18 protein-coding genes, 1 tRNA gene and 1 pseudogene are annotated in these 22,409 nt (G+C 72.1%); 11 read left to right on the top strand and 9 right to left on the bottom strand.

Annotation, left to right across the window (positions count from 1 at the left end):
• Positions 1 to 190: 190 nt before the first annotated feature.
• Entirely contained in the window at positions 191 to 1,447 is a 1,257-nt protein-coding gene (locus K7I03_RS13670) for a sensor histidine kinase (RefSeq protein WP_185941563.1), read from the top strand.
• Positions 1,448 to 1,523: 76 nt separating this feature from the next.
• Positions 1,524 to 2,205, top strand: a pseudogene (locus K7I03_RS13665) (response regulator).
• Between the two features lie 98 nt (positions 2,206 to 2,303).
• Here K7I03_RS13665 and K7I03_RS13660 read toward each other — a convergent pair.
• Positions 2,304 to 3,023 (bottom strand): copper chaperone PCu(A)C, encoded by a 720-nt coding sequence (locus tag K7I03_RS13660; RefSeq protein WP_185941561.1) that lies wholly within the window; start codon positions 3,021 to 3,023, stop codon positions 2,304 to 2,306.
• Between the two features lie 522 nt (positions 3,024 to 3,545).
• Between K7I03_RS13660 and K7I03_RS13655 the strand changes: the two genes are divergently transcribed.
• From K7I03_RS13655 to K7I03_RS13640, 4 genes are all read left to right on the top strand, one after another.
• A complete protein-coding gene (locus K7I03_RS13655; RefSeq protein WP_003953493.1) occupies positions 3,546 to 4,028 on the top strand; it encodes a CarD family transcriptional regulator in 483 nt (160 codons plus the stop codon).
• 350 nt (positions 4,029 to 4,378) lie between these two features.
• Positions 4,379 to 5,173 carry a 2-C-methyl-D-erythritol 4-phosphate cytidylyltransferase gene (gene ispD, locus K7I03_RS13650; RefSeq protein ID WP_185941560.1) on the top strand — a complete coding sequence of 265 codons (795 nt, stop codon included), beginning with the start codon at positions 4,379 to 4,381 and terminating at the stop codon, positions 5,171 to 5,173.
• The gene (gene ispF / locus K7I03_RS13645; RefSeq protein ID WP_185941559.1) at positions 5,160 to 5,654 is read left to right on the top strand and encodes a 2-C-methyl-D-erythritol 2,4-cyclodiphosphate synthase; all 495 of its coding nucleotides are present in this window, start codon (positions 5,160 to 5,162) and stop codon (positions 5,652 to 5,654) included. Before ispD ends, ispF begins: the two co-directional genes overlap by 14 nt.
• Positions 5,655 to 5,772: 118 nt before the next feature.
• A complete protein-coding gene (locus tag K7I03_RS13640; RefSeq protein WP_185941558.1) occupies positions 5,773 to 6,171 on the top strand; it encodes a PPOX class F420-dependent oxidoreductase in 399 nt (132 codons plus the stop codon).
• Positions 6,172 to 6,223: 52 nt separating this feature from the next.
• Here the strand turns inward: K7I03_RS13640 and K7I03_RS13635 are convergent, their stop codons facing one another.
• A complete protein-coding gene (locus K7I03_RS13635) occupies positions 6,224 to 7,447 on the bottom strand; it encodes an acyltransferase family protein (RefSeq protein WP_185941557.1) in 1,224 nt (407 codons plus the stop codon).
• 146 nt (positions 7,448 to 7,593) lie between these two features.
• Positions 7,594 to 8,787 carry an acyltransferase family protein gene (locus tag K7I03_RS13630; RefSeq protein WP_185941556.1) on the bottom strand — a complete coding sequence of 398 codons (1,194 nt, stop codon included), beginning with the start codon at positions 8,785 to 8,787 and terminating at the stop codon, positions 7,594 to 7,596.
• A 235-nt stretch (positions 8,788 to 9,022) separates the two neighbouring features.
• Here K7I03_RS13630 and cysS point away from each other — a divergent pair, with 235 nt between their 5' ends.
• The 3 genes from cysS to K7I03_RS13615 all read left to right on the top strand — a co-directional run bounded on the left by cysS (position 9,023) and on the right by K7I03_RS13615 (position 13,198).
• Complete coding sequence (gene cysS, locus K7I03_RS13625; RefSeq protein WP_185941555.1) at positions 9,023 to 10,411, top strand: cysteine--tRNA ligase; 1,389 nt, start codon at positions 9,023 to 9,025, stop codon at positions 10,409 to 10,411.
• A 90-nt stretch (positions 10,412 to 10,501) separates the two neighbouring features.
• On the top strand, positions 10,502 to 11,452 hold the full coding sequence (gene rlmB, locus K7I03_RS13620) for a 23S rRNA (guanosine(2251)-2'-O)-methyltransferase RlmB (protein ID WP_185941554.1): 951 nt from the start codon (positions 10,502 to 10,504) through the stop codon (positions 11,450 to 11,452).
• A 141-nt stretch (positions 11,453 to 11,593) separates the two neighbouring features.
• Positions 11,594 to 13,198, top strand: coding sequence for a DoxX family protein (locus K7I03_RS13615; RefSeq protein ID WP_185941553.1), 1,605 nt, complete (start codon positions 11,594 to 11,596; stop codon positions 13,196 to 13,198).
• 68 nt (positions 13,199 to 13,266) lie between these two features.
• Here K7I03_RS13615 and K7I03_RS13610 read toward each other — a convergent pair whose 3' ends face one another.
• From K7I03_RS13610 to K7I03_RS13600, 3 genes are all read right to left on the bottom strand, one after another.
• Positions 13,267 to 13,989 (bottom strand): nucleotidyltransferase family protein, encoded by a 723-nt coding sequence (locus K7I03_RS13610; RefSeq protein ID WP_185941552.1) that lies wholly within the window; start codon positions 13,987 to 13,989, stop codon positions 13,267 to 13,269.
• Positions 13,990 to 14,055: 66 nt separating this feature from the next.
• Entirely contained in the window at positions 14,056 to 14,472 is a 417-nt protein-coding gene (locus tag K7I03_RS13605; RefSeq protein WP_185941551.1) for a hypothetical protein, read from the bottom strand.
• 273 nt (positions 14,473 to 14,745) lie between these two features.
• Positions 14,746 to 15,882 carry an ABC transporter ATP-binding protein gene (locus K7I03_RS13600; protein ID WP_185941668.1) on the bottom strand — a complete coding sequence of 379 codons (1,137 nt, stop codon included), beginning with the start codon at positions 15,880 to 15,882 and terminating at the stop codon, positions 14,746 to 14,748.
• A gap of 199 nt (positions 15,883 to 16,081) precedes the next feature.
• On the opposite strand from K7I03_RS13600, the gene K7I03_RS13595 reads away from it, so the two are divergent.
• A tRNA-Thr gene (locus K7I03_RS13595) sits at positions 16,082 to 16,155 on the top strand.
• A gap of 306 nt (positions 16,156 to 16,461) precedes the next feature.
• Here the strand turns inward: K7I03_RS13595 and K7I03_RS13590 are convergent.
• A complete protein-coding gene (locus K7I03_RS13590) occupies positions 16,462 to 18,624 on the bottom strand; it encodes an MMPL family transporter (RefSeq protein ID WP_185941550.1) in 2,163 nt (720 codons plus the stop codon).
• A gap of 278 nt (positions 18,625 to 18,902) precedes the next feature.
• On the opposite strand from K7I03_RS13590, the gene K7I03_RS13585 reads away from it, so the two are divergent.
• The gene (locus tag K7I03_RS13585; protein ID WP_185941549.1) at positions 18,903 to 20,039 is read left to right on the top strand and encodes an aminopeptidase P family protein; all 1,137 of its coding nucleotides are present in this window, start codon (positions 18,903 to 18,905) and stop codon (positions 20,037 to 20,039) included.
• Positions 20,040 to 20,047: 8 nt separating this feature from the next.
• Here the strand turns inward: K7I03_RS13585 and K7I03_RS13580 are convergent, their stop codons facing one another.
• Complete coding sequence (locus K7I03_RS13580) at positions 20,048 to 21,610, bottom strand: MFS transporter (protein WP_185941548.1); 1,563 nt, start codon at positions 21,608 to 21,610, stop codon at positions 20,048 to 20,050.
• Positions 21,611 to 21,842: 232 nt separating this feature from the next.
• Positions 21,843 to 22,340, bottom strand: a complete 498-nt coding sequence (locus K7I03_RS13575) for a hypothetical protein (RefSeq protein ID WP_185941547.1) — start codon at positions 22,338 to 22,340, stop codon at positions 21,843 to 21,845.
• Positions 22,341 to 22,409 lie beyond the last annotated feature (69 nt).

Here is a 22,409-nt window from a genome sequence, read left to right as displayed (position 1 = left end):
GGTGCGGCGGCCGGGGCCGGGTGCCGGCGCTTTTCGGTGCCTTCCGGTACCACGATCCGGCCGGAACGCGACGGGTGTCGACCCCCGGAGTGAACCACCGCCGACCTCAAGGTGAACTCTCGGCAACGTGTGTTCGAGGCGCCCCCCTTTTGACTGTGGGGCTGTCGGTGCCCCCGCATAACCTGGAGGCATGAACGTGGACGCGGCCGTCGCCGCAGCGGCAGCCCTCGCCGGCCTGTGCACCGGTGTGATCGCCATGCTGGCGTTCCGCTGGAGCGAGCGCGACCAGGCACGCCCCAGCCGCAGCTCGCTGCACACCGACGCGGTCCTGCCGCCTGGCGTCGACACCGTCCTGTCCGTGCTGCGCTCCTCCGCCGTCGTCCTCGACGAGGGCGACGCCGTCGTCAAGGCCAGCTCGGCGGCGTACGCCCTGGGCCTGGTGCGCGGCGGCCGGCTGGCCGTGGACGCGATGCTCCAGATGGCCCGCGACACCCGCCGCGACGGGGAGATACGCCAGGTCGAGCTGGACCTCCCGCGCCGCGGCACCGGCCGCGGGGAGGCCCTCGCGGTCTCCGCGCGAGTGGCGCCGCTGGGGTCCCGCCTGGTGCTGCTGCTGGTCGAGGACCTCACCGAGGCCCGCCGTATCGAGGCGGTCCGCCGGGACTTCGTCGCCAACGTCAGCCATGAGCTCAAGACCCCCGTGGGCGCGCTGTCGCTGCTCTCCGAGGCCGTGATGGACGCCAGCGACGACCCCGAGGCCGTCACCCGCTTCGCCGGCCGGATGCAGATCGAGGCCACCCGGCTGACCAACCTGGTCCAGGAGCTGATCGACCTCTCCCGGGTGCAGAACGACGACCCCCTGGAGGACGCCGAGCCCGTCCGCGTGGACGAGCTCGTCGCCGAGGCCGTCGACCGCTGCCGCCACCAGGCCGGCACCAAGCAGATCACCATGGCCTCGGGCGGCGCCGCCGGCCTGCACGTCTGGGGCAACCGGGGCCAGCTCGCCGCGGCCCTCGGCAACCTCGTCGAGAACGCCGTCAACTACAGCCCCGCCCGCACCAGAGTGGGGATCGCCGCCCGCAGAGTGGCCGCGCCCGGCGGCGACCTGATCGAGATAGCCGTCACCGACCAGGGCATCGGCATATCCGAGAAGGACCGCGAGCGGGTCTTCGAACGCTTCTACCGGGTCGACCCCGCCCGCTCCCGCGCCACCGGCGGCACCGGCCTCGGCCTGTCGATCGTCAAACACGTGGCCGCGTCGCACGGCGGCGAGGTCACCGTCTGGAGCGCCGAGGGCCAGGGCTCCACCTTCACCCTCCGCCTCCCGGAGGCGGGCGTCGGCCGCGACCGGCTCCGGCTGCGCCGCCTCGACTCCGACGACCCCCGGGACGCGGCCGAGGCGACGGGCCACCTCCACGGCCTCGCCACCCCGGAGCCGCACCGGTGAGGCTCCCGCGCCCCGCGCGCCCCGCCGCCTTCTTCCGCCCGCACCGCCAGAACGAGATCCGACCGGAGGTCGCCCCGTGACCCGAGTGCTCGTCGTCGAGGACGAAGAGTCCTTCAGCGACGCGTTGTCCTACATGCTGCGCAAGGAGGGGTTCGAGGTCGCCATCGCGGCCACCGGCCCCGAGGGCCTGGAGGAGTTCGAGCGCAACGGCGCCGACCTCGTCCTGCTCGACCTGATGCTGCCGGGCCTGCCCGGCACCGAGGTCTGCCGGCAGCTGCGGGGCCGCTCCAACGTGCCCGTCATCATGGTCACCGCCAAGGACAGCGAGATCGACAAGGTCGTGGGCCTGGAGATAGGGGCCGACGACTACGTCACCAAGCCGTTCTCCTCGCGCGAGCTGGTCGCCCGCATCCGCGCGGTGCTGCGTCGCAGGGGGGGAGCCCGAGGAGGTCGCGCCCGCGGCGCTGGAGGCCGGCCCGGTGCGGATGGACGTGGACCGGCACGTCGTCACCGTCGCCGGCGGCAAGGTCGACCTTCCGCTGAAGGAGTTCGACCTGCTGGAGATGCTGCTGCGGAACGCCGGGCGGGTGCTGACCCGGATGCAGCTCATCGACCGGGTGTGGGGCGCCGACTACGTGGGCGACACCAAGACGCTCGACGTCCACGTCAAGCGGCTGCGCGCCAAGATCGAGCCGGACCCGGGGGCCCCGCGCTACCTGGTGACGGTGCGCGGCCTCGGCTACAAGTTCGAGCCGTAGGCCCGTAGGCCGCGGCACCACCGCGGCGGAACGGCCAGGGCCCGGAGCCGACGGCTCCAGGCCCTGCCGCGTTTTCCGTCCCAGGATCCCGGACGGACTCAGCGCTCGGCGTCGGGCGCCGCCGGGGTCTGGCGGTTCTTGTCGCCCTTCTCGCCCTTGTCGCCGCTCTCCGGCTTCCCGTCCTTCTTGGACTTGTCCTCGGCCTTGCCGGACGCCGGGGCGGTCGCGCCGCCCGGCTTGCCCTGCTTGCCGCCGCCCGGCTTGCCCGGCTGCGGGGACGCGGAGGTCTGCGGGGACTGGGAGGGCTCCGCCGGCCCCCAGTCCTTGAAGTAGCTGGTGGCCGGGACGACGAAGGCGCCGATCCGGACGTCACCGGTGCTGCTGAAGACGAACGACAGCTGCTGCTGCGCGCCGTCCTTGAGGCTCTCGCGGCCGTTCGGCAGGACGGCGGAGGCGTTGCCCTTGCCGCCCAGCGTCACCGCGCCCCCGGCCGGGACCACGATCGGGCCGCTGCCCTTGGCGCCGGTGAGCTGCACCGCGACGTTCTTGCCGGGCAGCTTGACCGCGTTCAGCGTCTGGTCGTGCTTGCCGTTGTTGAACACCTGGCCCGTGATCACGGCAGGTCCGGTGGTGGTCTGCCCCGGCTGGGTGACCACGGTGACGTTCTGGAGCTTGATGTCACCGACGGAGGCGGCGACGTTGTCCGGCTTGACCTGCAGCGTCTGCGCGTCGTTGCCCGCCGCGCAGGCGGAGAGCGAGGCGATCGAGAGCGCGAGGACGGTGGCGGCGAGAGCGCCGCGTCGAAGGCTGCTGCTCACGGCGGCGGCATCTCCTTGGACGAAGTAAGAGGTGTGTCAGCGGGCTTAGGTTACCGAGCCGTCGCCTGGCCCCCGCACCCGACCCGCCCCTCAAGGTCCACTCGGCCGTCGAGCGTCCTACCACCGGCTTATCGGAGGAGGTGTCCGGTGGATTATCGGTAAGGAATGTGAGCGGTGAGGGGGAACGAGTTCCGGAATTGATCAAGTTCGGCTTGATCAATTCCGTAATGCGCGCGCGGAAGGCCCCGCCGCCCCGAACGGAGTACCGGAACTGCCGCGACCGGACCCCGGCAAAACGGGACGTTCGACCGCTCGCGGGCCCGTCCCGGTACGTGTAACGTGCCCGTTTCGCTTGCCCCGGACAACCGCTCCGACCTGCGAATACCTGCTTCCGGAACCCCCGCGCAGCACGTCCCGGCCGTTGTTGTCAAGCCCCGAGATATGCCCTGACCTGCGGAAACGCCATTCAGAACGAACACTTCCCGTGTTAGACTGGATAGCCACGGAAGGGGTACCTGTCACATGACGTTCAAGGTTGGCGACACCGTGGTCTATCCCCATCACGGGGCCGCGCTGATCGAGGCCATCGAAACTCGCCAGATCAAAGGCGTGGACAAGACCTACTTGGTGCTGAAGGTCGCCCAGGGTGACCTGACGGTTCGGGTGCCGGCGGACAATGCGGAGTTCGTCGGTGTTCGCGATGTGGTCGGCCAGGACGGGCTCGACCGGGTCTTCGAGGTTCTTCGGGCGCCGTACGCCGAAGAGCCGACGAACTGGTCCCGCCGCTACAAGGCGAACCTGGAGAAGCTCGCCTCCGGCGATGTGATCAAGGTCGCCGAGGTCGTGCGCGACCTGTGGCGCCGGGAGCGCGAGCGCGGTCTGTCCGCCGGTGAGAAGCGCATGCTCGCCAAGGCCCGCCAGATCCTGGTGAGCGAGCTCGCCCTCGCGGAGAACACGAACGAGGACAAGGCCGAGGCCCTGCTCGACGAGGTCCTCGCGTCCTGACGCACACCTGACGCTCAGGTGCCGGCTCCCCGCCGCACAACAGAAGTGCGACGCAGAGGTCGCGACGTGGAAGTGCCGCGGTGCCCGCCGACGAACGAAAGCTCGTCCGACGGGCGCTGCGGCATCTCTGCTCCGGCCGGGAACCGGTGTTTCCCCGCCCGTGCCACCCATGGCCCGTACCACCGCCCCGAGGGCCGGTGCGCGGACGCCGGTGGGCGAGCGGCCGGACCAGTCGTTCACGGAAGGGGCTGGTCACGGTGAGCGCCCGGCACGTCCCGAGCCCTGCGCGCTCGGGGTTCCCCCAGGCCATACCCAACTCGGCCGAGGAAGCAAACCTGAACGCCAACGCGATGTCTGATCGAGCCACTGTTCCCGACGGGCCGGAGCGTTCCGGCGTGCCCGCGCCCCGCACCGCCGCGGTGATCCCCGCGGCCGGACGGGGTGTCCGGCTCGGCCCCGGCGCGCCCAAGGCGCTGCGTGCCCTGAGCGGCACGCCCATGCTGGTCCGCGCCGTCCGCGCCATGACCGCCTCCCGGGCGGTCTCCCTGGTCGTGGTCGTCGCCCCGCCGGACGGCGAGGCCGAGGTGCGGTCCCTGCTCGACGAGTTCCCGCTCGCCGGCGACCGGACCGAGGTGGTGGTCGTCCCCGGCGGAGCCACCCGGCAGGAGTCCGTGGGCCTGGGCCTGAGGGCGCTGCCCGACGACGTCGGGACCGTCCTCGTGCACGACGCGGCCCGCCCGCTCGTCCCCGTCGACACGGTCGACTCCGTCGTCGCGGCCGTCCGCGCCGGTCACCCGGCCGTGGTGCCCGCCCTGCCGCTGGCCGACACGGTCAAGCAGGTCGCCCCGCGGGACGGGGCGGACGCGACCGCTCCCGAGACGGTCACCGGCACCCCGGAGCGCGCGCTGCTGCGCGCCGTGCAGACCCCCCAGGGCTTCGACCGGCGCACGCTGGACGCGGCCCACGCGCGGTTCGGGAAGGCGGTCGGCGACGGCGCCACCGACGACGCCGGGATGGTCGAACGGCTGGGCGTCCCCGTCGTGGTCGTCCCCGGCCACGAGGAGGCGTTCAAGGTGACCAGGCCGCTGGACCTGGTGCTGGCCGAGGCAGTGATCGCCCGGAGGAGGGCAAATGACGGTTTTTAGCCCGGGGCTCCTGCCTCTGGTGGGCATCGGCACGGATGTGCACGCCTTCGAGGAGGGCCGCGAGCTGTGGTGCGCGGGCCTGCTCTGGGAGGGGGCGACGCACGGACTCGCCGGCCACTCCGACGGTGACGTCGCCGCGCACGCCGCCTGCGACGCGCTGTTCTCTGCCGCGGGCGTCGGCGACCTGGGCGCCCACTTCGGCACCGACCGGCCCGAGTGGTCGGGTGCCTCCGGCGTGACCCTGCTGGCCGAGGCGGCCCGCATCGTCCGTGCCGAGGGCTTCGCGATCGGCAATGTGGCGGTGCAGGTCATCGGCGTCCGGCCGAAGATCGGGAAGCGGCGGGCCGAGGCGCAGCGCGCGCTGTCCGAGGCGGTCGGCGCGCCGGTGTCCGTCTCCGGGACGACCACCGACGGGCTGGGTCTGACCGGCCGCGCGGAGGGCCTGGCGGCGGTGGCGACGGCGCTGGTGTACCGGCGCTGAGCGCCTGGGGCGTTACGCCCTTGTGTGACGGCACGGTGGCATACCGTGATCCGGTACCGACACTCCGTCGTGCGCGCGCCCGCCCGGCGCGCGCCCGTCACTCAAGGGAAGGGCCCGGATGCTCTCGGACGACCTGAAGCAGTACCTGGACGACAATCCCGCCTTCGTCACCGTCGCCACGGTCCAGCCGGACGGCAGCCCGCAGCTGTCCGTCACCTGGGTCAAGCGGGACGGCGACGACCTGCTGATCTCCACGACCGCCGGGCGCCGCAAGGAGAAGAACCTCCGCCGCGACCCGCGGATCACCGTCATGGTGAACCCGCCGAACGCCCCCTACACCTACGCCGAGGTCCGCGGTGAAGCGACCCTGACCACCGAGGGCGGTCAGGAGCTCATCGACGAGCTGTCCCGGAAGTACACGGGCAAGGCGTACGCGGACTTCAACCCGGACGCGAAGAACGACGCCGAGCGGGTCGTCGTGCGTGTCTCGCCCCGCAAGGTGGTCGGCAGCCTCTGAGCGGCCGTGCGCGCCCGCCGTTCCCCGGCGGGCGCGTGCGCGGGGTCGTCCGTCAGCCGGCGTCGCCCGTACCGGCGCCCACGCGGCCGGAGTCGGCCGGTTCGAAGGGCTTGGGGTGGCGGGGCTCCTGGAGGATCGTCAGGCCGCTCTGCGGGTCGGGTGCGCGCAGGGCGGGGACGGTGGAGTTGCGGCGCATCTCCTCCATGCCCTGCTGCATCGCGCGCCTCAGGCGTTTGCCCACCGGGCGTTCGACGCACCGGTGGATCAGCCAGGCGGCCGTCAGCATCACCGCGATCAGGCCGGCCACCAGCGGGTACGGCGGGATGTACGAGCGCAGGCCGTGGATGACGGTCATGCCGATGTACTGGTGGATCAGGTACAGCGGGTAGGTGAGCGCGCCGGCGGTGGTGAGCCAGCGCCACTGGATCCGGTTGAAGTACCCCAGCGCGATCAGCGCCATGATCACGAAGGCCGCGAACACCAGCAGCTTGGCCGGCCAGGTGGGGATGCTGCTGTTGGTGTTGTCGGCGACCCGCTTGGGCACCCCGTGCAGCGCGATCAGCAGGGAGACCGTGACGATGGCCCACAGCAGCGCCGTGGGCTTGAACCGGTGCATCAGGTAGAAGGCGATGCCGGCCACGAAGTAGGGCGTGTAGAGCGGGGTCGCCCACATCTCCAGCAGCTTGCTGCCGGACTGCGGGGCGACGACCGCCGCGACGGTCCAGACGCCGCAGAACAGGACGCACTTGCGGTACGTGACGCCGGTGGCCACCACGATCGCGAAGAGGACGTAGAACTTGAGCTCGATGAACAGCGTCCAGTAGACGCCGTCCACGTCCCACACCCCGAAGGCCTCCTGGACCATCGTGAGGTTGGTGAGGACGACGTCCCAGCTCTCCACGCTGCGCACCTGCGGCCACAGCGTGATCACCCCGGCGGTGAGGAAGACCGCGAACCAGTAGGCGGGGTAGATCCGGGAGACGCGGGAGACCACGAAGTCGCCGAGCGACCGCCCCCAGGTGCTCATGCAGATCACGAACCCGCTGATCAGGAAGAAGACCTCGACGCCGACGAAGCCGTAGCGGGTGACCGTCCGCAGGACGGGGAAGACCTTGTCCGGGTGCTGGTCCCAGCCGCCGCGCAGGGCGGTGTAGTGGAAGACCACGACCATGAGGGCCGCCACCAGACGGAGTCCGTCCAGTACGGCGAGCCGGGGTGCCGGGCGCCGGACGGCTCGTGGGGCGCCGTCGAGTTCACCTCGCCTGGCGAAGCGCATGTCGTCCTCTTCCGTTTCCGTGGGCTAGTCGGATCGTCATACAGAGCGGGGGCGTGCGGGAATGCTGACACAGAGGACGTGCGCATGGCTGCGACCGTGGTCTCCTGTCCCTGTTTTTCTCCACCGTCTCCCCTGGATGGTGGTATTCATCCACGCCCTTCGCCGACGGTTCGGTGACGACCGGGTGACCGGACGGTGCCGGTGGCACCCGGCGGCCCGGCTCCCCGCCGGGTGACGGCGCGCCGGAGCGCGTCCCCGAGCCGGCGGGCCAGCGGGCGCTCGATCCCCCGGTGCACCAGCCAGGCGGCCGTCAGCGCCCCCACCAGCAGGAGAGGGAGCAGCACCAGGCGCGGAAGGTGTCCGTCCGCGTGCCGGATGACCACCCACCCGACGCGCTCGTGGAGCAGGTAGAGGGGATAGGTCAGTGCACCCGCGGTGGACAGCCAACGCCAGTCGAGCCGCCGTGTCCACCCCAGTGCGACCGCCATCACGGAGAGGTAGAACACGCCGACCAGGGCGAGGGTGGGCCAGTGGGGCACCCGGTGGCCCATGTACGCCTCCGCGCGGCGCTCCGCGACCAGCAGGTCGTGCTGGGCGATGAGGAAGGTGCCGCCGACGATCAGCCAGAGGAGCGGGGCCGGGCGGAAGCGGTACATCAGGTAGAAGGCGATGCCCGCGATGAAGTACCAGCAGTCGTAGGGCAGCAGGACGCGTTCGAGCAGCGGGTCGCCGGTCACCCGGGCGACGACCGCCCCGGCGCCCCACAGCCCGCAGAAGGCCACGACGCGCCGGTAGTCGAGCCCCTTGTGGACGACGAGCGCGAACAGCAGGTAGAAGCGGACCTCGATCCAGAGGGTCCAGTACACGCCGTCGACCGGTTCCACTCCCAGGGGGTCCTGGAGCATCGTGAGGTTGACGGCGACGTCCTGGAGGGCGGTGGGGGAGTTGACCACGGGCCACAGCCGGACGACGAGGGCGACCAGCGGCACCGCGAACCAGTAGGCGGGGAAGAGGCGGGTGATCCGGGAGACGGCGAACCGCCCGACGTCCTTGCCCCAGCCGCTCATGCAGATCACGAACCCGCTGATCAGGAAGAAGAGCTGGACGCCCAGCCAGCCGTAGGAGGCCGGCAGGTACGCGGTGGGGAAGAGGGCGCGGGCGGAGCGGTGGCCCCAGGCGCCGCTGTCGAAGGCGATCCAGTGGTACGCGACGACCATCAGCGCCGCGCACAGCCGCAGCCCGTCCAGGGCGGCCAGCCGGCCCGGGCGGCGCGCGGGGGGTGCCGGTGGCCGCGCCCGGGGTTGGGGGTGGTCCTGTTGTACCGGCAGAGTGGAGTGCAACGCCCCTCCTGGTGTCCGCGGCGCTCCGGTCCCGAGGTGTGCCCGGGAAGTTACCACGCGGAATTGCATTTTTGCCGCAAAACATTAAATAGCGGGCAAAGCGTGCCGAGCGGGCGCGCGCGGACCGCTCCGCGCCCCGCCGCGCACGCCCCCGAGGGCACCGGGGGTCCGGATCAGGGACGGATCAGGGTGCCGGGCGCCCGGGGCACTGCCGTGGGCCCACTACCCTGGTTCCGTGACTATTCGCCTGTACGACACCAGCGCCCGGCAGATCCGTGACTTCTCCCCGCTCGTCCCGGGCTGCGTCTCGATCTACCTGTGTGGCGCGACCGTGCAGGCCGCGCCGCACATCGGACACATCCGGTCGGGGCTGAACTTCGACATCATGCGCCGCTGGTTCGCCTACCGCGGCTACGACGTGACGTTCGTCCGCAACGTGACCGACATCGACGACAAGATCATCAAGAAGGCGGCCGAGCAGAACCGCCCCTGGTGGGCGATCGGCTACGAGAACGAGCGCGCGTTCAACGCCGGCTACGACGCCCTGGGCTGCCTGCCCCCGACCGTCGAGCCGCGGGCCACGGGCCACGTCCCCGAGATGATCGAGATGATGCGCGGGCTGATCGAGCGCGGTCACGCCTACGCCGCGGACGGCAACGTCTACTTCGACGTCCGCTCCTACGCCGACTACCTCCGCCTCTCCAACCAGGAGCTGGAGAATCTCCTCCAGCCCTCCGGCGAGGGCGAGACGGGCAAGCGCGACCCGCGCGACTTCGCCATGTGGAAGGCGGCCAAGGAGGGCGAGCCCAGCTGGGAGACGCCCTGGGGCCGCGGCCGTCCGGGCTGGCACCTGGAGTGCTCGGCCATGGCGCACAAGTACCTGGGGACCGCCTTCGACATCCACGGCGGCGGCCTCGATCTGATCTTCCCGCACCACGAGAACGAGATCGCCCAGGCCAGGGCCTTCGGCGACGACTTCGCCGCCTACTGGGTGCACAACGCCTGGGTCACCATGAGCGGCGAGAAGATGTCCAAGTCGCTGGGCAACTCGGTGCTGGTCTCCGAGATGGTCAAGGAGTGGCGCCCGATCGTCCTCCGCTACTACCTGGGCACCCCGCACTACCGCTCGATGATCGAGTACAGCCCGGAGGCGCTGCGCGAGGCCGAGTCGGCGTTCGCGCGGATCGAGGGGTTCACGCAGCGGGTCGTCGAGAAGGCGGGGCCGGTGGAGCCCGCGGCCGAGGTGCCGCCGGCGTTCGCCGAGGCGATGGACGACGACTTCGGCGTCCCGCAGGCGCTGGCCGTGGTGCACACCACGGTCCGGCAGGGCAACGCGGCCCTCACCGCCGACGACAAGGAGGGCGCCGTCGCCCGCCTGGCCGAGGTGCGGGCGATGCTCGGCGTCCTGGGCCTGGACCCGCTGGACGAGCGGTGGTCCGGCGGGGACCGCGGCGACGACCTGCACGGCGTGGTCGACTCGCTGGTCCGGATGGTGCTGGAGCAGCGCCAGGCGGCCCGCGTCCGCAAGGACTACGCCACCGCCGACGCCCTCCGCGACCAGCTCCAGCAGTCCGGTCTCGCGATCGAGGACACCCCGTCCGGCCCGCGCTGGTCGCTGTCCTGAGCATTGGTCGCCGTCCTGAGCGACACTTTTCGTACGTACGTCTACTGAGCCGCGGCCAGCGGCTCTGGCAGTGAAGAAACAGGTGACCCCATGGCCGGCAACAGCCAGCGCAGGAACCGCCGCACGTCCAACAAGAAGGGCGCGACGGTCGGCAGCGGCGGCCAGCGGCGCCGGGGCCTGGAGGGCAAGGGCCCGACCCCGCCCGCGCACATGCGCAAGGGCCACAAGAAGAACCGCGTCGCCAACGCCGCGGCCAAGCAGGCCGCCCGCCGCCCGGCCCCGCGCCGCGGCGGCCCCAAGGGCACCAACGAGCTCGTCGTCGGCCGCAACTCGGTGGTCGAGGCGCTGCGCGAGGGCGTCCCCGCGACCACGCTCTACGTCCAGCAGTACCTGGACAACGACGAGCGCGTCCGCGAGGCGATCCAGCTCGCCACGGAGAAGGGCCTCAACCTCATGGAGGCCCCGCGTCCGGAGCTCGACCGGATGACCAACGGGCTCAACCACCAGGGCCTGGTCCTCTCGGTGCCGCCGTACGACTACGCGCACCCCGAGGACCTCACCGCGGCGGCCCAGGCCGACGGCGAGGACGCGCTGATCGTCGCCCTCGACGGCATCACCGACCCGCGCAACCTCGGCGCCGTCGTCCGTTCCGTCTCCGCCTTCGGCGGGCACGGCGTGGTCGTGCCGGAGCGGCGCGCGGCCGGCATGACGGCCAGCGCCTGGAAGACCTCGGCCGGCACCGCCGCCCGGACGCCCGTGGCCCGCGCCACCAACATGACGCGGATGCTGGAGGCGTACCAGAAGGAGGGCCTGATGGTCGTCGGCCTGGCCGCCGACGGCGACGTCGAGCTGCACGAGCTGGACGCTCTGGAGGGCCCGGTCGTGATCGTCGTGGGCAGCGAGGGCAAGGGCCTCTCCCGGCTCGTCGGCGAAACCTGCGACTTCCGGGTGCGGATCCCGATGCCGGGCGGTGCCGAGTCGCTGAACGCCGGTGTCGCGGCGGGCGTCGTGCTGTACGAGGCGGCGCGCCGCCGGGCGTGAGGTTCCCGCCGTCCGCAAGGCCCCGGACGGGCTGATTCCCGCCCCGTCCGGCCCTTGCGGGCCCGCTCGTTGTCCGCCTTGACGGGTCTCGGACACCCGTGTCGGTCAAGGCAGTGTCCTAAGCTCCGGTCACTCGGTTAGATGAGCGTGGACACCAGAACACCCCGCACACCTACGGGGGGAAGCTCTTCCGGGTACGACGACCAGCCCGCGCTGAGTACGGTGAAAGTCCCGTCCGACCCCGCGCAGGTCTCCGGCAACCACCTGAGCTTCCGCGTGCAGCTCGCGCGTCCCCCGCACGCCGCCGCCCGGCACTACGCCGGAGTCGCCGCCGACACGGCGCAGCTGCCCACCGTCAAGGGCCCGGCCAGGCGCCGGGCCCCCGTGGTGTGGAGCGGGCGGGCCGAGCCCGGGGACGCGGCGCCGACCCGGCTCCTCGACGCCGTACGGGAGTCCGGGGCCGCCCGCACCGCCGGGGGCGGCGAGGCCGGGGCCACCCAGGTCCTGCCGCGGATCGGCGTCGACGACGCCCCGACCACCGTCATCGGCCCCCGCGGGCCCCTGGAGCCGGGGGAGCCGCTGCTCAGCGGCGTCCGCACGGCCCATGGCGCGTTCGACGAACAGCCGTACGGCCACGGCGGGTTCGACGAGGCCGGCGACGACTGGGCCGACGAGGACGACGAGGGCGAAGGCCGCGACCGCGGCGACTCCCTCCTGCACGCCTACTACCCCGGGCGCCGGATGAACCTGGGCGTCGTCCTGCTGCCGCTGCGCGTCTTCCTCGGGCTGATCTCCGTCTACGCCGGCATGGGCAAGCTCTGCGACCCCGTCTACTTCGACGGCGGCAAACGCGGCTCCATGGTCACCTGGCTGACCTCCCTGCACCCCTGGCCCGCCGCCGCCCCGCTCCGGGAGCTGGCGCTGGCCCACCCGGTGGGCGCGGGCCTGACCGTGGCCTTCCTCCAGATCATCGTCGGCGTCCTCACCATCTTCGGCCTCTGGCAGCGCCTCGCCGCGGCCATCGGCGTCCTGCTCTCGGCCACCCTGCTGGTCACCGTGAGCTGGCGGACCGTGCCGGCCTACGACGCGCCGGACATCATCTACCTGGCCGCCTGGAGCCCGTTGGTGATCGCGGGCGCCCCGGTGTACTCCGTCGACGGCCGGCTCGCGAGCGAGGCGTGGCGGCGGCTCGGCCCCCGGGCCGGGATCGGGCAGCTGCGACGGCGGGTGCTGCGCCGCGGCACGATCATGGCGACGGTGCTCATCGGCCTTTCCCTGCTGGTCGGTTCGATGCTCGGCGGCGCGGTCCGCTCCTCGCGGCCGGCTCCGGCCCCGGGCCCGTCCGCCCCGCCGGTCAACAACCTGCCCGGCTCGCCGCTGCCGCAGCGTCCGTCGGCCGGTTCCTCCCCGCGCGGCGGGACACACGGCCCCGCGACGCCGGGGACGCCCCGGCCGAGCGCCACGGGCCACAAGTCGCCGTCGCCGAGCGCGAAGCCGGCCGTCCCCGGGTCGGTCAAGACGCCCACGGGAGCGGCGACTTCCGGCCATGCGGAAGCCGGCACCGGCGGTCCGCGCCCCGCGACCCGGACGCCCCACCAGCGTCCCGCCGCCCCGGCGGCACCGCACAGCCCCTCGGGCGCCGCGAACACCGGAGGCTCGGGCGGCGGCGGGACGACGTCGGGCGGCACGGGAACGTCCGGCGGCACGACGGGCGGTGGCGGCGCCCTCGGCGGCCTCCTGGGCTGACGAACCGGTATCGCGCGCCGCGACCTCGTACCCACCCGGGTACGGGGCCGCGGCGCGTGCCGTGGGCGTCAGCCGGCGAGTTCCCTGGCCGCCTCCGTGAGGTCCTTGGCCGTGTCGATGGCCCGCCAGTAGGCGCCGTGCGGCAACGGGTAGCCGGCCAGCCGCCGTTCGCGGGCGAGGCGGGGGAAGGTAGTGCGCTCGTGGTCGCCGCGCTCGGGCAGCAGACCGGCGAAGTCCGCCGAGAAGACGTAGACGCCCGCGTTGATCAGGTAGGGCGAGGGCGGGGCCTCGATGAAGTCCAGGACGTGCCCGAACTCGTCGGTCTCCACCGCACCCCAGGGGATCCGGGGCCGGGCCAGGGCGAGGGTCGCGGTGGCGTCCCGCTCGTGGTGGAAGGCGGCCATCTCGCGCAGCGAGAACCGCGTCCAGATGTCCCCGTTGGTGGCGTACCAGGGCCGGTCCGGGTGGGGGAGCGAGGCGGCGGCGTGCCGGAGGCCGCCGCCGCGGCCGAGCGGCTCCTTCTCGACCACCGTCGTCACCCGCAGCGGGAGATCGGCCGACGCGAGCCACGCCTGGAGCACCTCGGCGAGGTGGCCGCAGGAGACGACGGCGTCGGTGACGCCCTCGGCGGCGAGCCAGGCCAGCTGGTGGCCGATGATCGGCATGCCGGTGCCGGGGATCTCGACCATCGGCTTGGGACGGTCGTCGGTGTAAGGGCGAAGCCGTGACCCCTGGCCTCCGGCCAGGATCACGGCTTGCGCGGGTGTGGGGACGGGGTGCGTGCCGGTCATGCCCCGCACGATATGCCGTGCCGCGGGGTGCGGTGCGACCGGCCGCCGCCGGGGGCGGGAGGGCCGTCAGTGGCCCTGGGCCACCCCGGAGGCGTACGAGGTGTCGCAGACCGGGCGCGAGTACGCCTGGGCCTTCTTCGCGGAGTGGTACTTGGCGACGGCGGCCTGGCCGAGGACGCGGGCGATGTCCACGCAGTAACGGGCCAGCGAGGGGCGGCCGTTGGTGGCGGCCTGGAGGTGGGTCAGGGCCACCCCGGGATTCTTCTCCTGGAGCTCCGTGAGCAGCTTGTCGCGCAGCACCTCGTGCGGGGCGCGGGCCCTGGCCTGGCTGGAGGCGGTGTCCGAGGACGCGGTGAGCACCTGGGACTCGGCGTTGGGCGCCGCCCACGGGACCCGGGTGACGGCGAGGGTCCCGGAGAGCACCATGACGACGGGGAGGACGAGGGCGAGGGTTCTGCCGATGCGGCGGGCGGCCTGGTTCATGCCGCAGATGGTAGCGAGGCGTAATGAGACCGCGACATTTAGTCACCCGATCGGGTGGCATTACCTCGGCCCTTCGGTGGGAAGGGTTGACGCCCGGGGCGCCGGACCAGGGAAGGACGGCGCCAAATCGGTGACGCGCCCGGTTGACTGGCCGTGAGGGGCGTCGCGCCGCCCGTCGTGCGGCTGTCGTGCGGTCCGTCGCGTCGCCCGTCCGCGGCCGTCGCGCGGTCCGTCGTGCCGCCCGCGCCGGGGCGGGCGGCACGACGGCGGGAATCAATCGCTCAGGCGCTCGCCCGACGAGGTCGAGAAGACGTGCAGCTCGCCCGGGCGGGGGACGACGTGGAGGGCGGAGCCCTTCTCCGGCACCCGCCGGCCGTTGACGCGGACGACCAGGTCCTTCTGCTCGCCGCCGACCTCCGCCGTGCCGTACACATAGCCGTCGGCGCCCAGCTCCTCGACCACGTTGACCGTGACGGCCAGCCCGGCGGGGGCGTCGGCGGCCTCCTTGCTCAGCAGCCGCGCCGTCTCGCCGTTCTGCTCGACGACGTCGAAGTGCTCGGGCCGGACGCCAACGGTGACCGTCCGGTCGCCGCGGTCGGCCGCGGCGGCCAGCGCCTCGCGGGAGACCGGCACCACGCTGTTGCCGAACTTCACACCGCCGTCGGTGATCGGCACCTCGACCAGGTTCATGGCCGGGGAGCCGATGAAGCCCGCGACAAAGAGGTTGGCCGGGCGGTCGTACATGTTGCGCGGCGAGTCGATCTGCTGGAGCAGCCCGTCCTTGAGCACCGCCACCCGGTCACCCATCGTCATGGCCTCGACCTGGTCGTGGGTGACGTAGACGGTGGTGATGCCCAGGCGCCGCTGGAGGCCGGCGATCTGGGTGCGGGTCTGCACGCGGAGCTTGGCGTCCAGGTTGGACAGCGGCTCGTCCATCAGGAACACCTGGGGCTCGCGGACGATCGCCCGGCCCATCGCCACCCGCTGCCGCTGGCCGCCCGAGAGCGCCTTCGGCTTGCGGCCCAGGTACTCGGTGAGGTCCAGGATGCGCGCCGCGTCCTCGACCTTCTGCCGGATCTCCGCCTTGGGCACGCCCGCGATCTTCAGGGCGAAGCCCATGTTGTCGGCGACGGTCATGTGCGGGTAGAGCGCGTAGTTCTGGAACACCATGGCGATGTCCCGGTCCTTCGGCGGCAGGTTGGTGACGTCGCGGTCGCCGATGCGGATCGAGCCGCCGTTGACGTCCTCCAGCCCCGCGAGCATCCGCAGTGAGGTGGACTTCCCGCAGCCCGAGGGGCCGACCAGGACGAGGAATTCGCCGTCCTCGATCTCGATGTCGAGCTGGTCGACGGCGGGCTTGTCGGAGCCCGGATAGATCCGGGTCGCCTTGTCGTACGTGACCGTGGCCATGGTGGTGGGTCCCTTCACCGGCAGGAACGTGCCGGACGATCCGAGTAGAGGGAGTGGTGCTGAGTGGTCCAGTCCAATGCGGACGGGATGCGGTGACGGTACCTGGGGAGCGGGCCGTTGTCAGCAGGTCGCGGTCGCGAAAATTGGGGGGAGCGACGAGGCTGTCTCCGGTTAGACTGCTCTCGCGTGCTTGCCGCGTGCCGCCTTAGCTCAGCTGGCCAGAGCACCTGTCTTGTAAACAGGGGGTCGTCGGTTCGAATCCGACAGGCGGCTTTTGCTGCGCGTAGCGCGAAGCCCGGGCCTTCGGCCCGGGCTTCGTCGTTGCCCCGGTCCCGCCCTTTCACCGTTTCCTGGGGGCAAGCCCCCAGACCCCCCTTGTCGCGGCTTCGCCGCTCGTCCTCAAACGCCGGACAGGCTGGATAGCGTGCCCGGGCGCGCACTCCAGCCTGTCCGGCGTTTGAGGACAACCGCGCGAAGCGCGGTTTCGGGGGTGCGGGGGCTTGCCCCCGCTAGAAACGGTGAAAGGGCGGGACCGGGGCTCCCCCCACCGCGGCAGCGGCGGAGGGAGCCACCGGGCTCCTACCGGTGTCCGCTGTACGACGGCGCGTCGTGCATGCCGCCGTACTCCGCCTTCGGCGGATCCTGACGCGGAGCGTCCTGGTGGCCCGGCCACCACGCCTTGTGCCCGAGCAGCGACGTGACCGTCGGCACGAGCAGCATGGCCATCACGAACGCGGTGAGCAGGATGCCGAAGGCGACCGCGAAGCCCATCTGCTGGAGCATGGAGTTCTCGGCGAGCAGCAGCACACCGAACGTACCGGCGAGGATGATCGCCGCGGAGGCGACCGTCGGGGCCGACTGGGCGACCGCGGTGCGGATGGCCTCGCGTGGGGCCACGCCCTTGCGGACCTCCTCGCGGAGGCGGGCGACCATGAGGATGTTGTAGTCCGTGCCGATCGCCACCACGAAGAGGTAGATGATGATCGGCAGCATGAAGAGCATGCCGTCCTCGCCCTTGAGGTCCTGGAAGAGCCAGACCGTGGAGCCGAGGGTGGCGCCGAAGCCGAGGGCGACGGCGATCATCAGGTAGAGCGGGGCGACGAGGCTGCGCAGCAGCAGGCCGAGGATCAGCATGATCGCGAGGCCGGCGACCGGGAAGACGACCTTGTAGTCGTGCTGGACGGCGTTCTCGATGTCGGTGAGGACCGCCGAGGTGCCGCCCACCAGGGCCTTGCTGCCCTTGGGGGCCGCTTGGTGCGCCGTGTCGCGCAGTTCGCCGCCGACGAGCTTGATGGCCTCGTCGTGGTTGGGCTTGGCCTTGGTGACCACGCTGAACTGGGCGACGGACCCGTCCTTGTTGGGCAGGGCCGGGCTGACCGAGGCCACGCCCTTGACGGCCGCGAGCTTGCCGCGGAACGCGTCCAGTTCGCCCTTGTCGAGCCGTGCGCCGTCCTTGGCCTTGACGAAGACCATGGCCGGGTCGGCCTGGCCGGCGGAGAAGCCCTTCTGGAGGTCCTTCATCGCCTGGACGGACTCCAGCTTGTCGGGCAGCTGGCTGTCCATGTCCCACTGCGACTTGAAGCCGAAGGCGCCGATCGCCAGGACGGCGAGCACCACGGTGGACAGCGCCGCCACGATGCCGGGGCGCCGGGAGACCAGGCCGCCGACGGCGTTGGCCGTGCGGTTCTTCGGGGTCTTCTTCCAGGCCTTGGAGGGCCAGAAGGCCTTGGTGCCGAGCAGTGAGAAGACGGCGGGGACCAGCGTCAGGGCGGCGATCAGGGTCACGCCGACGGCGATCGCCAGGGACGGGCCCAGGGCCTTCATCATGCCCATCGTGGACAGCAGCAGGGCCAGGAAGGAGGCGATGACCGCGCCGGCGGCGGAGGCGATGGTCTCGCCCACCCGCGCGACGGCCTCGGCCAGGGCCGCCTTGGGCTCCTCACCCTTGCGCAGCAGCTCGCGGTAGCGGAACAGCAGGAAGAGGATGTAGTCGGTGCCCACGCCGAAGAGCACCACGATGAGGATCGGGGTGACGCTGGCGTCGGCCTTGAGCCCGCCGACGTCGGCCGCGGTGCCGATGAGGCCGTTGGCCACCGAGGTGACGAGCAGGATGATGAGGACCGGCAGGATGGCGATGAGCGGGCTGCGGAAGATGGCCAGCAGCAGCACGATGATGAGGACCAGCGTGGCCATCATGATCATGCCGTCGGTGTCGCCGGACTGCTCCTTGGAGTCGAGGTTGGACGCCGCCGAGCCGGTGACGCCCAGCTGCAACTGGGTGCCCTTGAGCAGGGGTTTGGCGTCCTTGCGGAGGGACTTGACCGACTCCATGACGGTGTCGTCCGACCAGTTCTTCTCGCCGGAGTAGATGTTGGCCAGGGCTATCTCGCCGTTGGGCGAGACCGCTTCCGGCCCCGTCGTCACCTTGGATATCTTCTTGTAGTGCTTGTCCTGGAGGGCGGCGGCGATCTTCGCCACGTCGCGCTTGTCCTGGGCGGTGAGCTTCCCCCCGTCGGAACGCTTGAAGACGCCGACGGCGGCGGCCTGTTCGTCCTGGGGGAACGCCTTCTCCTGGACCTTGCCCGCCTGCACGGACTCGTAGTGGGACGGAAGGAACTCCGCCTGGTCCGTGGTGGACTTCAGGCCCGGCGCCAGGACACCGAGGGCCACGGCTGCCACGACCCAGGCCAGGATCGTGAGCCAGGGCCGGTGGACGGCGAACCGTCCGACTCGTCGGAACATGGTGTGGAGCTCCCCCTTGGAATTACGTGGATCTACGGCAACACTGAGTGGATACTGAGTGGGTGGTGCAAGGATCGGCGCGGCCCGGCGGAGGGTACTGATGTCCGAACGGGCATCCCTACGCTAGGGACGCTCTTTACCCGGGTCCAACGATTACTCGAGGATTAGGGGAAAATCGGTCCTGGGGTGGGGTCGTCTCCTCCCCTCGGAGGAGAGACGTCTCAACCCTGGGGTAGAGATCACCTGCCGAACGTCTCCACCCGGATTACGCTGCACCCATGGCGATCACGTCGATGGAAGCGTCCTCCGGCCCGCTGGGACCGGAGCACTACGCGGCCCGGATGGAGCGCGCGGCCCGCTCCGCCGCCCAGGCCGGCATGGCCGGACTGATCATCGCGCCCGGCCCCGACCTGGCCTGGCTCTGCGGCTACCACCCGCCCGTCACCGAGCGCCTCACCGCGCTGGTGGTGACCCCGGGCCGCAGGCCGCTGCTGCTGGTCCCCGAGCTGGAGCGGCCCGACGCCGAAAAGGCGCCCGGCGCGCAGGCGTTGACCGTCGCCGGCTGGCGGGACGCCGAGAGCCCCTACGACGCGCTCGCCGGGCACCTCGAACCGCAGGGCCGCTACGGGGTGTCCGACAACACCTGGGCGCTGCACCTGCTGGCCTTCCAGCGGCTGCGCCCCGGCGGTGCCCACGCCGCGCTGACCGAGGCGCTGCCCATGCTGCGGGCGGTCAAGGACGCGTACGAGGTCGAGCGGCTCGCGGCGGCGGGCGCGGCGGCCGACGCCACGTACGAGGAGGTCGTCCGGCTGCCGTTCGCCGGGCGCCGGGAGCGCGAGGTGGCCGCCGACCTGGACCGGCTGCTGCGCGAGCACGGCCACCAGCAGGTGGACTTCACCATCGTCGGCTCGGGCCCCAACGGCGCCAACCCGCACCACGAGGCGGGGGACCGGACGATCCAGGACGGCGACATGGTCGTCATGGACTTCGGCGGCCTGATGGACGGCTACGGCTCCGACACCACCCGTACGGTGCACGTCGGGGAGCCGGGCGCCGAGGAGCGCAAGGTCCACGACCTGGTCCGGGAGGCGCAGCAGGCCGCGTTCGAGGCCGTCCGGCCCGGGGCCGCCTGCCAGGACGTCGACCGGGCCGCCCGCCAGGTGATCGCCCGCAACGGGTACGGCGAGTACTTCGTCCACCGGACGGGCCACGGGATCGGCGTCACCACGCACGAGCCGCCGTACATGGTCGAGGGCGAGCACCTGACGCTGGTGCCGGGGATGTGCTTCTCGATCGAGCCCGGGATCTACCTGCCGGGCCGGTTCGGGGTGCGGATCGAGGACATCGTGGTCTGCACGGAGGACGGCGGGCGGCGGCTGAACACGACGGGCCGGGAGCTGCTCGTCGTGTCGTGACGGCGGCCCTACGGGCGGGTCCGGCCCGGCTCCCGTGCCGTCCGGGCCCCGCCGGGCTCGCCCTCCGGCGTCCGGTCGCCGTGGCGCGGGGCCGGGGCCGTGATCACCACCCAGGCCACCGCCGAGGCGGCCAGCATGATCACCGAGGCCACGGCCAGCCCGACGTGGAAGCCGTGCACCACCCCGTCCTTGGCGATCGCCGAGCGCGCCGCCGGCGTCACCGGCCCGGTGGCCGCCGCCGACTTCAGGTGCGCGGCGATGTACGTGCCGGCGGTGGAGGTCGCGATGGTGTTGAGCAGCGCGGTGCCGATCGAACCGCCCACCTGCTGGCAGGTGTTGACGGTGGCGGAGGTGACGCCGGAGTCGTTCGGGTCGACGCCCTTCGTCGCGGTGTCCATCACCGCCACGAAGATCAGGCCCATGCCCAGGCCGAAGAGGATCGTCGACGGCAGGACGTGCACCGCGTAGTCCGCCTCCACCGGCAGGAACGTCAGCAGGAACAGGGCGACGGCCGCCAGCAGCGTCCCCGGCGCGATCAGCAGCCGCGGCGGCAGCCGGTGCAGCAGCCGGGACGCGATCTGGGTACTGGTGACGATGATCGTGGCGGACATCGGCAGGAACGCCAGACCGGCCTGGACCGGCCGGTAGCCGAGGACCAGCTGGAAGTAGTACGTCATGTACAGGAACATCCCGAACATGGCGATCACGGCCAGGCCCAGCGTCAGGAACGCGCCCGCCCGGTTGCGGTCGCGCACGATGCGCGGTGGCAGCAGCGGGCTGCCGGCCCGGGTCTGCCACCAGCCGAACAGCGCCAGCAGTGCCACGCCCACGACGAGGAGGGTGAGCACCCGGGGGCTGTCCCAGCCGCGCGGTTCGGCCTCGCTGCACCCGTAGACGACGGCGACCAGGCCCGTACAGGCCAGGACGACGCCGCGCGGGTCCAGCCGGGTGCGCCGCTCGGGGCGGTGGTCGTGCAGGGACCACAGGCCGCCGGCGAAGGCGATGAGGGCGATCGGGGCGTTGACGTACATGCACCAGCGCCAGTCCAGGTACTCGGTGAGCAGACCGCCCGCGAGCAGCCCGACGGCCGAGCCCGCGCCCGCGATGCCGCTGTACACGCCGAACGCCTTGCCGCGCTCGCGCGGGTCCGTGAACGTCGTCGTCAGCAGGGAGAGCGCGGAGGGCGCCAGCAGGGCGGCGAACACGCCCTGCAGCGCCCGCGAGCCGAAGAGCTGCCAGTCCGTCCGCGCGGCGCCGCCCAGCGCCGAGGCGACGGCGAAGCCGATCAGGCCCGCGAGGAAGGTCCGCTTCCGGCCGACCAGGTCCGCGATCCGGCCGCCGAGCAGCAGCAGCCCGCCGAACGCCAGGGTGTACGCGGTGATCACCCACTGCCGGTTGGTGTCCGACATCGACAGGTCGCGCTGGGCGGACGGCAGGGCGATGTTCACGATCGTCGCGTCGAGGACGACCATCAGCTGGGCGAGGCCGATGAACACCAGTCCCCACCAGCGGCGGGGGTCGGCGGCGGGGGCGGCGCCGGTGGCGGTGGTCGGTTCGGACGTGGGGCTCATCGCGGAACCTCGCAGCCATGGGGTGCAGAAGCTCTCGGATCAGCGTAGGCGTGATGGGTGACGGCCGCCTCTCGGGTCACTTGGGCCCCGAGGGCCCCGGCGGTCGTCGGTTTGCGGCCGCCGTCAGGGCTCCGGTGGTCGTCAGGACCCGTCGGCGTTCGGCGGGTCTCCGGCGGTCGTCGGTCTCCGGCCTCCGTCAGGTATCAGGCGGACGTCGGGCCCCCGGCGGTCGTCACACGCGCGGGAAGCGGCTCTGCAGGGTCCAGACGACCGGGTTGTCCGCCAGGCCCTCGTGCATGTCGGAGAGGTCGGCGATCAGGTCGTGCAGGAAGTCCCGGGCCTCCCGGCGGAGCGCCCGGTGGTCGAGGACGAGCGGGGGCTCGTCGGCGGGGACCCAGTCCGCGGTGACCTCCACCCAGCCGAAGCGCCGCTCGAAGAGCAGGCGGTCGCTGGACTCGGTGAAGTCCAGCTCGGCGTACCGCGGGGTGGCCGACCGGGAGCCGCGCGGGTCGCGGTCCAGCTCCTCGACGATGTCGCACAGCGCCCAGGCGAAGTCCAGCACCGGCACCCATCCCCAGGCTGTGGACAGCTCCCGGTCCTCCTTGGTGTCGGCGAGGTAGACGTCGCCGCAGAAGAGGTCGTGCCGCAGGGCCCGGACGTCGGCGGTGCGGTAGTCCGTCTGCGGCGGGTCGGGGAAGCGGCGGGAGAGCGAGTAGCCGAGGTCGATCACGTCCCCGATGGTGTCACGACGCCCGTGCCCCCGGCGCGGCGGCCGGGGGCACGGACTGCGGTCCCTGGG

The organism is Streptomyces mobaraensis (assembly GCF_020099395.1).
GTDB lineage: Bacteria > Actinomycetota > Actinomycetes > Streptomycetales > Streptomycetaceae > Streptomyces.
Note: the sequence above shows the minus strand (reverse complement) of the source record. Positions and strands in the feature narration are given on the sequence as shown.